The 14,160-nt window shown below is 60.0% G+C and carries 10 protein-coding genes; 4 read left to right on the plus strand and 6 right to left on the minus strand.

Annotation, left to right across the window (positions count from 1 at the left end; all coding sequences use genetic code 11):
- The first annotated feature begins 101 nt into the window (after positions 1 to 101).
- From argB to M9920_09190, 3 genes are all read left to right on the plus strand, one after another.
- A complete protein-coding gene (gene argB, locus M9920_09180; GenBank protein MCO5052462.1) occupies positions 102 to 983 on the plus strand; it encodes an acetylglutamate kinase in 882 nt (293 codons plus the stop codon).
- A gap of 282 nt (positions 984 to 1,265) precedes the next feature.
- Positions 1,266 to 1,460, plus strand: a complete 195-nt coding sequence (locus tag M9920_09185) for a hypothetical protein (GenBank protein ID MCO5052463.1) — start codon at positions 1,266 to 1,268, stop codon at positions 1,458 to 1,460.
- A 139-nt stretch (positions 1,461 to 1,599) separates the two neighbouring features.
- Entirely contained in the window at positions 1,600 to 2,163 is a 564-nt protein-coding gene (locus M9920_09190; protein MCO5052464.1) for a hypothetical protein, read from the plus strand.
- Positions 2,164 to 2,284: 121 nt separating this feature from the next.
- Here the strand turns inward: M9920_09190 and M9920_09195 are convergent, their stop codons facing one another.
- The 6 genes from M9920_09195 to M9920_09220 all read right to left on the minus strand — a co-directional run bounded on the left by M9920_09195 (position 2,285) and on the right by M9920_09220 (position 13,188).
- The gene (locus M9920_09195) at positions 2,285 to 3,493 is read right to left on the minus strand and encodes a Tm-1-like ATP-binding domain-containing protein (GenBank protein MCO5052465.1); all 1,209 of its coding nucleotides are present in this window, start codon (positions 3,491 to 3,493) and stop codon (positions 2,285 to 2,287) included.
- Between the two features lie 72 nt (positions 3,494 to 3,565).
- Entirely contained in the window at positions 3,566 to 8,674 is a 5,109-nt protein-coding gene (locus tag M9920_09200) for a ThuA domain-containing protein (GenBank protein MCO5052466.1), read from the minus strand.
- 13 nt (positions 8,675 to 8,687) lie between these two features.
- The gene (locus M9920_09205; GenBank protein MCO5052467.1) at positions 8,688 to 9,128 is read right to left on the minus strand and encodes a cupin domain-containing protein; all 441 of its coding nucleotides are present in this window, start codon (positions 9,126 to 9,128) and stop codon (positions 8,688 to 8,690) included.
- 339 nt (positions 9,129 to 9,467) lie between these two features.
- A complete protein-coding gene (locus tag M9920_09210) occupies positions 9,468 to 10,394 on the minus strand; it encodes an IS110 family transposase (protein MCO5052468.1) in 927 nt (308 codons plus the stop codon).
- 286 nt (positions 10,395 to 10,680) lie between these two features.
- On the minus strand, positions 10,681 to 11,574 hold the full coding sequence (locus M9920_09215; GenBank protein ID MCO5052469.1) for a phosphoenolpyruvate hydrolase family protein: 894 nt from the start codon (positions 11,572 to 11,574) through the stop codon (positions 10,681 to 10,683).
- 132 nt (positions 11,575 to 11,706) lie between these two features.
- Complete coding sequence (locus M9920_09220; protein MCO5052470.1) at positions 11,707 to 13,188, minus strand: MFS transporter; 1,482 nt, start codon at positions 13,186 to 13,188, stop codon at positions 11,707 to 11,709.
- Between the two features lie 140 nt (positions 13,189 to 13,328).
- Between M9920_09220 and lpxA the strand changes: the two genes are divergently transcribed.
- Complete coding sequence (gene lpxA, locus M9920_09225) at positions 13,329 to 14,144, plus strand: acyl-ACP--UDP-N-acetylglucosamine O-acyltransferase (GenBank protein MCO5052471.1); 816 nt, start codon at positions 13,329 to 13,331, stop codon at positions 14,142 to 14,144.
- Positions 14,145 to 14,160: the final 16 nt, after the last annotated feature.

Here is a 14,160-nt window from a genome sequence, read left to right on the forward strand (position 1 = left end):
GGCGCCTCCGCCACGCCTTAGCCTGGAGGTCCGCGCCGTGGATTGAAAATCTTCATTTCATCCCGCCCATCGCTGTGGCTAAATGAACGCGCTTGAAACCGGTGCAAGAATTAATCGCCAAAGCCAACACGCTGTTGGAAGCGTTGCCCTACATTCAAAAATTCAGCGGGGCGACGTTTGTCGTCAAATACGGCGGCTCGTTCATGGATTCGCCTGATCCGGCCGTGCGCCAGAGTGTGGCGCGAGACATGGTTTTTCTGGAAGCCGTGGAAATCAATCCGGTGGTGGTTCACGGCGGCGGCAAGGCCATTACCCGGGCCATGGAACGGGCCGGACACGAAACCAACTTCATCCAAGGCCAGCGCGTCACCGACGCGGCGACGGTGCAGATTGTGGACGAAGTGCTTTCCCGCGAGATCAATCCCGAAGTGGTCGCCACCATCAATTCGCTGGGCGGCATGGCCAAAGGGTTTGCCGGGCCGGATATTTTCCAGTGCCGCAAACTGTTGCTCGATGACCAGGAGCATCCCGGGCAAAAGATTGACGTGGGTTACGTCGGCGAAGTGGTGGCGGTGAACACTGCGCCGTTGCGCGACTGCATCAAACAAGGCATCACGCCGGTCATCAGCCCGACGGCACGCGGGGCGGACGGGAAAATTTACAACTGCAACGCGGATGTGGCGGCGGCACAACTGGCGGTGGCGTTGCAGGCGGAACGGTTGGTGTTCATGAGCGATGTGCCGGGACTGTTGCGCGATCCTCAGGATGCGGCGTCGCTGATCGAACACCTGCCCGTCAATGAAGTGCCCGCGCTCAAGGCCGCCGGAATCGTGGCCAAAGGCATGATTCCCAAAGTGGACAGCGCCGTGGCGGCGATTCGGTCCGGCGTGGAAAAGGTTTCATTTGTGGATGGGCGCGTGCCGCACGCGGTGCTACTCGAGATTTTCACCGACGCCGGCGTCGGAACGATGGTGGTGCGTTGAACTGGAACGAGGTTGTGACCCTCGACCCAACGTGAATAGCCGTGAGGGTAACCCACGATGGGAGGGTTAGCATGGTTCGATCCCTGCGGAACAATCGGAGGGGGCGGATGACACGTCCCACGAAACGGATTTTCTTCAAATGATTTGTCGTAGCAGGGCGTTGCGCTTCACAACTTGGCTGGGAGCTTTGGGAAACTCATCCATTGACAGGCCATTGGGAAAACTTCATTGTCTCAGCATAGTGATATGAGGCCCGTTAAAGACTACAGCGTAGCCCGGTTTATGATCGTTGGCGCTGGAGTTGGTCTGGTGATCGGTATATTGCGGTTCGCCGTGCGGGAGGTTTTTCCGTCCTCAAGCTGGACGCCATTTCTTAATGGCATGATCGTCGGCTCGGTGGTGATCGCTACTCTCGTCTATTTTGGTTCTGGTGGGAGAGACCGTCAGCTTTTACGAAAAGATAAAAGAGACATTTGATTTTGTCAGGCGTCACCTTAGTGATGCTATTCGTGTATTGCCCTATGGGACAATCGGAGGGGTCGGTGACACGTTCCACGAAACGGATTTTTTCAAATGATTTGTCGCGGCGGGTCGCAGGTGCGAAGCTGCCACGACAATGAATGGCGACGCCCACATTCTTCGCGAAGGCACCGGAACTTCTGGTGTGTTGGCAACCGCCCGCACGGCAGTCGCGCTGTTGGCGGCGCAGGAGATTCCGCATTTGATCGTGGGCGGCATCGCGGTGCAGGAACATGGTTATCCCCGAGTGACGATTGACGTGGACATCGTGGTGCCGGACGTGCTGGAGGCGATGGAGTTTTTGACCGCGAGTTTGACCGGCCCCTTCTATCGAGTGCCGGAAGCGGCGGATCGCGTGGAAGACCGGCGCACGCATACATTTGTTGATTTGCTTCCGGCGGGCGGCGTGGTGAAACGCGGCTGTCAGGTGCGCTTTCCCCAACCCACCCAAGCCACGGAGGATTTGCAGATTGCTCCGCTGGAAGAATTGCTTTCCCTCAAGCTGGACAGTTGGCGGAACAGCCCGTTGAAGCGATTGCGCGACAAGACGGATGTGGTGGAACTTATCCTGCGCCGCAAGTTGACTCGCGCGCTGGCCGTCAATCCGGTGGTGCGTCCGCTCTACGAGGAAATTTGGGACGCGATTCAGGCGGAAACGTGAAGGGCAACGGCCTAATCGGTGCAACTAAACTGGAGCCGCAAAAACGCGCAAGAGGCGCAAAAGTGGTTTTGCTTTGCGCTTTTTGTGCCGTCTTGTGGCCATAAAAATTGAAACGCTCTAGTCACGCGCGGGGCAATAGTTGCAAGAGCGACTGCGCGCAGGCTTCGGCAAATGGTGCGTCGTTGATGGCCGTTTCCAGCTCCTGCACCGTGATTCCTGATCGCAAGTTTTGTTTCAACGCCGTATAGAGCGCGGCATCCGCCTGGGGATCGTGGAACGGCCCGCCCGGCGCGCTGATCATGCTGCCGCCGCGCAGCGGCAACAGCACGGTGACGGGGCCGGTGGAGCGATTTAATTTCTCCGCGAGGAGACGACCGAGTTGCGTATTTTCCTCCGGCGTGGTGCGCATCAACGTCACCTGTGGGTTGTGCTGATAAAATTTCCGGTCGGCGAATTGGGCCGGCACGGTTTCGGGCGGACCAAAGTTCACCATATCGAGGCAGCCGGTGGAAATCACGGCGGGCACGCCACCGCGCGCGGCGGCTTCGAGTCGCTTCGGCCCGGCGCTCAACACGCCGCCGACCAATTCGTCCGCCAGTTCCGTGGTGGTGATGTCCAGCACCCCGGCGACCAGACCGCTTTCAATCAGCGATTCCATGGTGCGCCCACCGGTGCCGGTGGCGGCGAACACGATGACTTCGTAGCCCGCCGCTTCGAGAATTTTTTTCGCGTGTTCAACGCAGGGCGTGGTATTGCCGAACTGGCTGACGACGATGATTGGTTTATCCGTGGCTGGCGGCACGGGAATTTCCACCATGCCGCAAATCGCGCCCGCCGCCCGGGCGAGGAGCTGTCGCGAGAGGCGGTTTAGTCCCGCAATGTCCACCACGCTGGGAAACATGACGATGTCTTTCACGTCCACGTAGGGTGCGGTGTTGCCGCTGGCCAGCGTGGAAACCATGAGCTTCGGGAATCCGATTGGCAGGGTGCGCATCGCGGCCGTGGCGATGGCCGTGCCGCCCCCACCGCCCAGTGAAATCACGCCGTCAATGCGCTTTTCCGCCACGAGTTTCGCGAGCACGCGCGGCACGCCTTGCGACATGACGGTGACGGATTCGCCGCGATCCTGTTTCGCGTTCAGCGCGGCAAAATCCACTCCGGCAGCAGCAGCGATTTCGGCGCGCGTGATGTCCGGCTGCAGTTTTGGCGCTGCGCGCGTGCCGACATCAATGACGAGCACGTCATGGCCGCGTTGTTTGATCAGGTCGGCCACATAGCCATGCTCGACACCTTTGGTGTCCAGCGTTCCGAGGATGGCAATGGTTGACATGAGATTTGGAGTTTTCGGATGACAACCTTTTGTTGCATGTGCAACAAAAGGTTGTCGGTTGTCTGCCGGTGGCTATCGGGTTTCCTTCCCTGCCGACCAAAGAACCGCATTGCGCAGGAGTTGAATGTAAGCAGCATGATTGTGAACGTCACCATCGTGCCCGAGCGTAATGCCGACGACGCGAGCTTTCGGTTGCTCGACCGTGAAGACTTGCGGATACGGTTTGTTCTTCTGAGCAGAATGTGCGGTAGCCAGCACTTTGATGGGCGTGCCTTGCGGGTCGGGTTCAAACCAATACAGCTCGTCCTTGAGGTTGAATTTGGCGGGAACACCGCGCATCAGCGGATGGTTGGGTTCGGTGACGACGACGTCAAACTTGCCCAGCGGATCGTGTCCGCGCGAACCGCCGCCGATGAGGGTGCGATTGTATTCCGGCCAATCTTTCCAGTTATACCAAAGCCCTGGATGCAGACCGATGAGGCCCTTGCCGTTTTGGACATGGCGAACGATGGCCGCCTTGGTGGCGTCGTCGGTGAACGGCTTGTTGTTGCTGATGATCAAAACGTCCACGTCTTTAAGCGCATCTGCTAAGCCGCTTGTGGTTTCAGTGTAATTGGCAGAGACGCCGTCCATCTGGTTCAGTGTTCGCACGTCAGTTTCGTTGAACCACTGCTGATAATCATGACTTTCACCGCCGCCGATGATCAGGACTTTCAAGCCGTTGCCCCATTGAAATCGAATGGGGGTCGGGACCGGGACTGGTGTGGGATTGGCTGATGCGCCCGTCGTGGCGTCGCCCACTTCCGCCGTGATGCTGACGAAGGTGGGTGCGACGTTATTGTTGTAGCTGGCGAGGGTGATTTTTTCCACCACCCCACGCGGCGACAACGTCCGGGCGAAATAGCGCAACTGCCGGCCTTGCTGCAACAGACTGTCCAGGTGATCGAGCGCTTCGGAGCCGGGCACGTCCACGCGCCGGATGTAATCCGCGAACTCGACCTTGTTGCGCAGGACGAACTCCTCGGTCTGACCGCCAGCATAATGGACGGTGATTTTCGCCACCGGTTTTTCTTCGTCCACGGCCGGATAACCCCAGCCGGCAATGCCGCTCAGGAAATGCAGTTTCGTGGCCGGCAGACCGACCGGGACTTCAACTGTTTGCGGAAAGCTGCGCGCCAGGCCGTCGCCGCCTTGCAGCACGATGACGTTCCGGCCGTTGGGCGTGCGTTGCGGGTTCACGATTTCGAACGGCACGTCGCGATGTTTGATCGTTCCCCACTTTTTGAAGCGCAGCGATTCTTCCGCCGCTTCCAGGCTGCGGTAAATGCCCCGCGAGGTGTCGGCGGTGAACGCGCCGCTCAAATCGAGGATGCGAAAGCGTTGTTCGTCCGCGCACAAGAACGTCAGCAGATCGCGCAGATTCTCCGCGCCGAGTTGTTCAAAGCCCTCGGGCATCAGCGACCGGTCGGTGAGCCGTCGCGTGGCGATGTTGTCCTTGCGGATTTCTGTTTCCGCGTTTTGATTGCGCAGCACCACCACGGCGTTGTTCTCACGCAACACAATGCCGTCGTAGCTCAAATCATCCTTGGTCTCGATGTTGACGGTGAAAAAGTTGGGTTCAACGACACGGTTCGGATCGAGAATGTGGATCAACAAATCCTCCGGACCGTGCGCCCCCATGCCGGTGAGGTTGGGCGCGAAATCCGCGCCTTCGTTATTGAAGCGATGACATACCGCGCAGTTGGCGGTGAAAACTTTTGCGCCATTGGCGACGTTCCCCAGTTTGACCACTTCCGGGCGGAATTGGGCGATCAACGCATTCTTCTCCTTCTGCTCCGGGCCTTTTAATTCGGTTAACACCTGAATCGCCTGGGCGGCCACGGCGGCATCCGCATGGGTGCGCAACCGATGTAAATTTCCCGGGCCGAGCAGTCCGGGATCCAGTTGGCGATGGGACAAAGCCTGAATCACCGCAGCGGACCAGTCCGCGCGTTTCAGCAATTGGCCGAAAGCCGCCTCGCGCAAATCCTGATCCAACTTCGGCAACGTCGTGAGCAATGCCTGGCCTGCGGCCGCTTCACCGGTGGTGCCCAGCGCTTCAATCACCCGGCGCTGCAGCGCCACGCTGGCGTCACTGCCGACCAATGCGGCGACGGCAGGTAGAATCCCCGCATCCAGCGCGCGCACGCCGAGCAGATTAACCGCGATCTGACCGCGCTCATTATCACTGAGTGATTTATCAGCCAACCGTGTTTCAGCTTTCGCAATCGCAATTTTAGCTTCATTTCCCGCGATGGAGATGGCGTCCCAACGCGCGATCAGCGGCAGCACCGCGCCGGCGGTGGCGTCGGCACTCAGCAGTCGTTTCAACGCCTGAGTAAGCGCCGCGTCGGCGGCAGGTTTCACTTCGGCGCGCAAGGCGGCGTTCAACGATTGTAACGCGATCACCTGCAACTGGCTCGCAGAGGCGGGTTGATTGCCCGCCAGAACCACGACGTTGCGCGCGGTGACCGCGTTGTTTCGATTGGCTGCCTGTCGCGCAAGTTGCGTAACGAAACCGGTCATCGCCTCCGGCTCGCGGCTGGCAAAAGCGGCTTTTAGAAACAGCACCGGGTCCTTCGCCGTGATGGCGAGGGCTGCCGCTTCGAGATGCGGTTCACGGAACGTGGGCCAGGCTTCAACCAGCGCGGTGGCGAAGTCCGCATCCGGCGTGATGGTGGTGCCGGCCACCAGCGCGGCGATGCGCACGCGTTGATCCGGATCGGCGAGGAGCCGGCGCACCATTTCGAGGTCGGGCGGGTTGTAGGTGTTGTCCTGCGTGGCGGCAATCCAGAGCGCGTTTTTGCGCACGACCGCATCGGAACTGTCAATGGCGGCGACCAATAGCTCGGGCTCCAGTTCGCCAAGGTTGTTCAGCACCCAGAGCGCGTTCATGCGTCCATACGCGGTGCGCGCGTGGGCGGCTTTGCCGGCGAGTCGTCCAATGACCTGACGGCCCGCGCCTTCACTCAGCAGCCGGTTGGCGGTTTCGCGCACCCAACCATTGGGATGATCCAGCAAGTCAACCAGGCCGGTGGGGGCTTTTTGATCCAAAGTGAAAGGCGGCAAGGCGAGCGCGTCTTTGTGTTGAACGCGATAAATCCGGGTGAAATGGTGATCGCGGTCGGGGCGGGTGGCGGCGTTGTGCGCGCCGTGGGCCGGACCGCGCGTATCATTGTGGACGGCGATCTGGTTGTAGAAATCCACGAGGTAAAGTGCGCCGTCCGGACCGACGCGCGTATGGATTGGTTTGAACCAGTAATCGGTACTCGTCAAAAAATGGGTGCGTTCGCGGCCCGGTTCTTTGTGGCCTTGATAACTCACGCCGTCCGGGCTGACAAATTCCTGGTGCGTCAACCACACGGTTGGTTCGCTGACAAAAAACGCCCACGGCGGTCCCTGCCATTTTCCCGGCCACGCGCCGCCGTTGTAGATCGTCGCGCCGGAAGCCGCCGTGAACGCACCCACCCAATCAATCTGCACGTACGGCTGACGCGTTTCATGGCGGGGCGGATACAACTTGTTTTCTTCAATGATGGGTTTGACCGCGCGCACACCGGGGAGGCCCGCCTGGCTGATGATTTTTTCCGGCAACACCACGTGCAACATCGGTTCGCCGCAAGTGGCCGTGCTGAAAAAGATTTCGCCATCCGGCGCGATTTCGCAGCCCCAGGTGTTGCAGGCGCCGGACGCGACTTGTTCCAACGCCGAACCATCCGGGCGGAAGCGGTACAGCCCGGCGGTGATTTTACCGAACTTGCGGGATCCGTCGCCCGAGGTCAGGTCGCCGGCGCTGTAACCGACACTGCCATAAATCCAGCCATCCGGTCCCCAACGCAGATTGCTGGTGACGGCGTGCGTGTCACCCGTGCCCCAACCGGTGAACAGCGTTTCCTTGCGATCGGCTTTTCCGTCGCCGTCCGTATCGCGAAGCCAATACGTGTCCGGCGCCTGGGAAACAATCACCCCATCCTTGTAGAACACGAGCGAGGTCGCCAGTTCCAGTCCTTCGTAGAACACGGTTTTTTTATCCATCACTCCGTCACCGTCGGTGTCTTCCAGCATGGAGATCCGGTCGTGCGCCGGGCGTGGTTCTTTGCCGCCGACGGGATACTCCTCCGGGTGACGCTCGCGCCAGGGGGCAATTTTCGCGTCGTTACGATTGATCGAGCGACCATTGGGATATTCGGGCGTTTCCACCACCCACAAGCGCCCTTGCGGATCCCAATCGAGCGACATGATTTTCTCCGCGAGGTTTTCATCAGCGACGAGGGAGAGCTGAAATTCCGGATGCAGTTGGAAAGTTTTCATCGCTTCCTGAGCCGGCAATGGTCCACCGGGCGGATAGCGTAGCGCCGCGAGTTCGTCCGGTTGGCAGAACTCATCCACGTTGGCGCGGCGGCCGGCCCACGCGATGCCGCGCAACAGCACCACGCGATACTGGGGCGTATTGAACGAATCGTATTCGTGTCCTGGCAGACTGACGAAGGCGCGATACGGCGCGGCGGCTCCGGGCAGCTTTTTTTCGTACGTCCAGATTTGCGGAGCGATGACGTGGACGTTGTGAAAACTGGTTGCCAGCACGCCGGCGTCGTCGGCGAAGTCCATGTCGTAATAGATTTCATCCGTCCAGTCCCAGTTCGAGATGCCGCGGCTGATGGGATGGTCGCGATCCACCCAGCAAACGTCCACCTCGCCTTCGAGGTATTTGGTGGCTTTTTCCGCAGGAAAGTTGGGTGCGGGCCAGCGCCAGGCGCCGCCGATGGTTTTTTTGATCCAGGTGAAATCATCGCCGCCCACCACGCCCGCATGGATCACCACCACGCCGCCGCCCCGCGCGAGAAAGACCTCGAACGCTTCGCGATCGTCACCGACGATTTTCATGCCGGTATCGCAATGGATGATGAGCACGTCGGTTTTGGCCAGTTGTTCCGCTTCGGGAAACTCCATCCCGCCGGTGGCTTCCATGCCGCGCGCGTTGAGCAACTGCGTCCACTCTTTGAGGAAGCGCGGATGATCGTGTTGATTCGGGCCATGCGTCTTGATGCCGCCGCGAATGAAGACGCGGAGCGGCTCGGCGCTGGCCGCGGCAACGAGACCAAGTAAAACGAGGCAGGTTAAAGCCAGAAGTTTTGTTTTCATGGATAAATAAAATCTATTGGCAGGCGGGCAATCCGTGTTTGGTTCGGAGCGACGCCCAGGGTTCTTGAGTGGAAACATCTACGATGCTGGGTTCCGGAGCGTTCGCCGGCGCCAGAATGGCCAGAAAAACGAGTCGTTCGCGGAAAGGATTGTAGGTGCCGTGAACTTCACCTTTTGGCACCAACACCATTTCGCCCGGACCGAGAATCCGATGCTCCTGACCAATCCATTGTTCGGCGCGACCGGAAACGATGTAGATGATTTCCTCGCGGTGCGGATGCGTGTGAAACGGGTGCGCGCGCCCGGCTTCCATGTTGGCGCGGACCAGCATCAATTCCTGATTCGGCACCACGTCGGAACGGCAGAGCCATTCTTCAAGCGTCCAAGGTGAAAGGACATCCACTTTTTCGGCGGCGGTCACGAAACGGCGGGAGTTGATATCAAACGGATTCATTTTCAAGAACAGGCGGTAGTTGCGATCTTCCTCTCCCCTCCGAGGGGAAAGGATTGAGATGAGGGGTGGTCAGACGATGGAAGATAACTCGCGAGTGCTTTCGTCCGGCCAGTGCGTTCCATTGGCGTCCGCCGGATTTCAAACCGAACGCTTTCAATCTCACCTCGCAGTTGATGGTTTCGGAAGCGTAAGACCTTGATGTCCTGCTGCGTGACAAATCGGCTCCGCTTTTCCGCGTCAGTTGATTCGTGGCGCCGGGCAAAATTGCGAGCGGCGGCGATGCGGATTCGCCGCTGCCCCCTCACCCTGACCCTCTCCCCCGCGGGGGAGCAACGGTATTTAATTTTGGGGGACAAAGTTTGGATTTTTGAGGGTGTGGTTCATGAGGACGATCAGTTTACGCATAACGGCGGTGAGGGCGACTTTGGCGGGTTTGCCGGCCGCGCGCAGGCGCTGATAGAACGCTTGGAGCTGGCGGTTGGAACGCGCTGCCACCAATGCCGCCATATACAGCGCGCGGCGCACTGGAGCGCGGCCTCCCCCGATGCGCCGGCGGCCATGCCATTGGCCGCTCTCCCGCGGATGCGGGGCCAGTCCGGCCAGTGCCGCCACCTGGCGGCGGTTGAGCGTGCCCAGTTCGGGCAGTTCGGCTAGCACGCCTAACGCCGTAATGGTGCCGACGCCGGTGATGGCGACGAGTTTTTGCACCCGTTCGTCCAGGGAGCTGGCTTGCGCCTGCAGTTGCCCCAGTTGCGTTTCGATTTGTTTCAGATCGCGTTCCAGGCGGCGGACGAGGCTTTGGGCTTGGCGGCGCAAGGCGGGCACGGTGAGCCGTTGGGCTTGCTGGCGTTGCGCCACCAAGAGGGCCAATACCTGCACCCGGCGGCGGATCAGTTCGCTCAGGTGGTGTTCCTGTGGCGTGCGCGGAGCGGTGGGTTGGGGTTGTAAGGCCTGGCCGTAGGCAGTCAGGATGGCGGCATCCAGAGGATCGGTCTTGGCCCGCTGGCCGGTGGCCCGGGCGAAGTGGCGGACGCGGGCCGGGTTCAAGACGCTGACAGGGATGCGGGCGTCATGCAGCGCGGCGACGAGGTCGCGTTCGTAACCGCCGGTGGCTTCGCAGATGACGTGCGTTCCGGGCAGGGAAGCCAGGAGTTTGACCAGCCGGCGGTGGCCCGCTGCCGTGTTGGGCAGGTCGTGGCGGCGTCCGAGGAGGTGCAGTTGCAGGTTCAGCTTGGCAATATCCAAGCCTGTGTAGATAGTGGTCATGGTGTTCTCTCCTTCTTGCAAATACGAGCTGGCCGGAGTGGGCCGCTCCATCAACGGTTCGAGTTTAGGACTCCAGCGCGAACGGTTCAGGCTCCCCACGCACTGGGCCAAAAGCCTGTGCCAGAGGGTAACGAACTCATCCGCGCCACTGTCCTGCCGCCTGCAGGCGGCAGGACAGTCCCATCTTCCCCAATCCATCATCTCTGACAAGGATAGACGGAAAGGCAGATACAAGAGGGAGACGGCGGCGTGTGTTTCGCGAGGGTTCGACATTTGCCAGTGTGGTTCAGCGTTTGGCCTTTTTGCCGAATCCCTTTGCTGCGGGCACTTTCAACTTTTTGAACTCGCGCGTCAGATTGGTGAGCGAAGCCTCCACGCCCATCCGCTCCAACGAGCTGGCGCCGACGAACCCGACCGCGTCGGTGTTTTTCAACACGCGCTCGGCATCCGCCGGGGTGTTGATCGGACCGCCATGACAAAGGAAGAAGATGTCCTTCCGCACCCGGCGCGCGGCATTGATGATTTCCTGCGTTCGTTGGATGGTGAAATCCCAACTGACCACCGCCCGCTTCACGCCAATGCTGCCGCCCACCGTCGTGCCCACGTGCGCGATGATCGCATCCGCTCCGGCCTTCGCCATGGCGACGGCTTCCTCCGGCGTGGCCACATAGACGATGGAAAACAAATCCATCCGGCGCGCGAGGGCGACCATTTCAAATTCCTTCTGCACGCTCATGCCGGTTTCTTCGAGCACGCCGCGAAAATGTCCGTCCACGATGGTGTGCGTGGGGAAATTATTCACGCCGCTGAAGCCCATGTCTTTGACCTTTAGCAGCCAATGCCACATGCGCCGGCGCGGGTCGGTGGCGTGAACGCCGCAGATTACCGGGACCTCCTCGACCACGGGCAGCACTTCGTATTCGCCAATTTCCATGGCGATGGCGTTGGCGTCGCCGTAAGCCATCAAGCCGCAGGTGGAGCCGTGACCCATCATGCGGAAGCGGCCGGAGTTGTAGATGATGATGAGATCCGCGCCGCCCTGCTCGATGAACTTGGCGCTGATGCCCGTGCCGGCACCGGCAGCGATGAGGGCATTTCCCTTTTTCAGCGTGGCGCGGAGGCGCTCGATGACTTCTTTACGCGTGTAAGGATTCCCCTTACCGGTCCAAGGATTCGGCATAGCACCGTCTGGTTTAGGGAACCACCCCGCCAATCGAAAGAAAAATCGCCGTCACCTTTTGCGGCCACGGTTCGCCCCAAGCAAAAGGGCGGCCTGGTACGGCCGCCCTGTGAATTAAATGCAGACGCCTGATCAGCCCACTTCCTTGGCGCCGTGGCCGCTACCCGAAATATGCACCTGCTTGTATCCGCCCTTGGATTTGAAATACAGAATCAGCAGCAGGTAACACACGGCCATCGTGGTGGGCAGAGCGGCGGTGGTCTTGAGGGCGGTGCGGCCTCCGTGCAGATCGGCGTCATGCACTTGCGTTTCTTCCGGAGTGCGGGTGTCCACGGATTTGTTGCGGATCGCACCCACTTTGCTGCCATCCAATCCCTGAATTTGAGGGAAGAACAGGAAGCGATTTTTGGTCTCGGATTTGTAAGCTTCGTAAACAGCGGGGGCTTTTTGCCGCAAATCCTTGGAGGCGGCGTAGTCCTGGTTGTAGCCGATGCCCGGACCGCCGAGCAATCCAGCCGACAACATTCCGATACCGCCCATGGCGCCGATGGTGATCGCTCCGCCTTTGGGGAACCGATCCGAAACCACGCCGAGCATGGTCGGCCAGAGGAAGGTTTTGCCCACGCCATAAATGGTCGCCGCAATCACAATGAGCCAGCCGGTGGTGGCACTGCCCAGGAACGTCAGCCCGATGGCCCCGCAGGTGGCGCCGACAAACAGCAAGCCGAGCGGGGAGATCCGATGGACAATCGGCCCGGCGAAAAACCGCAGGATGAACATCAGGGTGGAGGTATAAACAAACAGCAACAGCCCTTGTTCCCGGCTGGCGAGAATGTTGCCGGTGATGTTGCTGATCCAACTGTCCGTCCCCAGTTCCACGTAGCCCAGCAAGGCGTGAATCACCAGGAGCAAGAGGAGCAGGGGCGCGGCAAATTCCTTCAGCATGTCGAAGAAACTGATGCCGTGCTCGCTGGCTTCGGATTTCGGGAAGCGTTGTTTAAGGCACATCAGGCCGTAGAGCACCACGGGAATCATGAAGAGGCTGATCTGGATTTCCCATTTGACCTTGCCGACCATGAAATAAGAAGCCAGTCCGCCCGCCACCAAGCCACCGGGCCAGCCCGCGTGCAAGATGTTCAGGTAATGCGTCCGGTTCTTGGGGAATAAAGTGGCGACCAGCGGATTGACCACGGCTTCGGCCGTGCCGTTGCCAATGGCAAACATGAACATGCCCCAGAACAGACATTGGTAGGCGGCGTTCTTGGCCGCGGCGGGGTCGGCGGCGACCATCGAATTATAGATGGGAGTTGCCGCCAGGGTGACGATCGCGGAAAGGAAGTGCATAATGAACGCGAAGATCATCAGCTTGCCGTAGCCCACCTTGTCCGCGATCAGCGCGCCCAGGAGGATGATGATGCCAAAGCCGGTCAAGCCACCGCCGGTGATGGTGCCCAGGTCGCTTTGCGTGAATCCGAATTGGGTGCCCCAATCGCTGAGGATGCCGCCTCGGATGGAAAAGCCGACCCCGGCGGCAAGGATGGCCATGAACCCCGCCCACAACAGGCGGTTGGCGTTGGGGGTGACCCCTACGGTACTGGCAGATGCGTTGCTCATAAGTGGTTGTTTTTTATTCGTTGCTAGTCAATGAATGGGCGGCAATACACCCGTTGTCAGGGCGGCTGTCAACGATTTTTCCACGCTCGGACGGTAAATCTGCGTGAATCCGCCGCCCGAGTCGTTTAGTCTCTCCCCACATGATTCATCCGACGGCGATCATTTCGCCCCAGGCAAAACTTCATCCCACCGTGCGCGTTGGGCCTTACGCCGTCATTGACGCGGGCGTCGAATTGGGCGCGGATTGCGTGGTGGGACCACAGGTTTATCTCACCGGCCAGTTGCGCGTGGGCGCCCGCAATTGTTTTCACGCGGGTTGCGTGATTGGCGATGCGCCCCAGGATTTGAAATACGACGGCCAGCCGACGGAAGTGCGGATCGGCACGGACAATGTTTTCCGCGAGCACGTAACGATCCATCGTTCCGCCAAATGCGGCGAAGCCACGGTCATCGGCTCGCACAATTTGCTGATGGCGCACGCGCATGTGGGGCACAACTGCGTGGTGCATGATCATGTGATTCTGGCCAATGGCGCGTTGCTGGGAGGTTACGCCATCGTGTTTGATCGGGCGTTTATTTCCGGCAACTCCGCCGTGCATCAATTTGCCCGGGTGGGCACTTTGGCGATGATTCAAGGGCTGTCCGGCGTCAGTCAGGATTTGCCTCCGTTCACCGTTTCAACCCAGATCAACGAAATGCGCGGGTTGAATATCATCGGCATGCGCCGGGCGGGCATCAGCGCCGCGGATCGGTTGGAGGTGAAAAAGCTCTATCGCGAGTTGTTCCGCAGCGGCAAAAATTTGCGAGTCGCCGTCGCGGACGCACAAGGACGTTATGCGAGCGCGGCCGCGCGGACATTGCTGGAGTTTGTGCAGAGCAGCAAACGAGGCGTGGTGGCGGATTGCACGCAGCGACGTTGGTCGGCGAACGGGGCGGACGATCTCCCGGCGGATTGAAGCACTGGCGCGACTC

It is taken from the genome of Verrucomicrobiia bacterium, from assembly GCA_023953615.1.
In the GTDB taxonomy this organism is placed as follows: domain Bacteria; phylum Verrucomicrobiota; class Verrucomicrobiia; order Limisphaerales; family JADLHS01; genus JADLHS01.

Excerpts from the sequence above, each read along its gene's own strand:
- M9920_09205 (MCO5052467.1), bottom strand. The coding sequence starts at position 9,128 with ATGAATCCGTTTGATATCAACTCCCGCCGTTTCGTGACCGCCGCCGAA.
- M9920_09210 (MCO5052468.1), bottom strand. The coding sequence starts at position 10,394 with ATGACCACTATCTACACAGGCTTGGATATTGCCAAGCTGAACCTGCAA.
- lpxA (MCO5052471.1), top strand. The coding sequence starts at position 13,329 with ATGATTCATCCGACGGCGATCATTTCGCCCCAGGCAAAACTTCATCCC.
- M9920_09195 (MCO5052465.1), bottom strand. The coding sequence starts at position 3,493 with ATGTCAACCATTGCCATCCTCGGAACGCTGGACACCAAAGGTGTCGAG.
- M9920_09220 (MCO5052470.1), bottom strand. The coding sequence starts at position 13,188 with ATGAGCAACGCATCTGCCAGTACCGTAGGGGTCACCCCCAACGCCAAC.
- M9920_09190 (MCO5052464.1), top strand. The coding sequence starts at position 1,600 with ATGAATGGCGACGCCCACATTCTTCGCGAAGGCACCGGAACTTCTGGT.
- M9920_09185 (MCO5052463.1), top strand. The coding sequence starts at position 1,266 with ATGATCGTTGGCGCTGGAGTTGGTCTGGTGATCGGTATATTGCGGTTC.
- M9920_09200 (MCO5052466.1), bottom strand. The coding sequence starts at position 8,674 with ATGAAAACAAAACTTCTGGCTTTAACCTGCCTCGTTTTACTTGGTCTC.
- M9920_09215 (MCO5052469.1), bottom strand. The coding sequence starts at position 11,574 with ATGCCGAATCCTTGGACCGGTAAGGGGAATCCTTACACGCGTAAAGAA.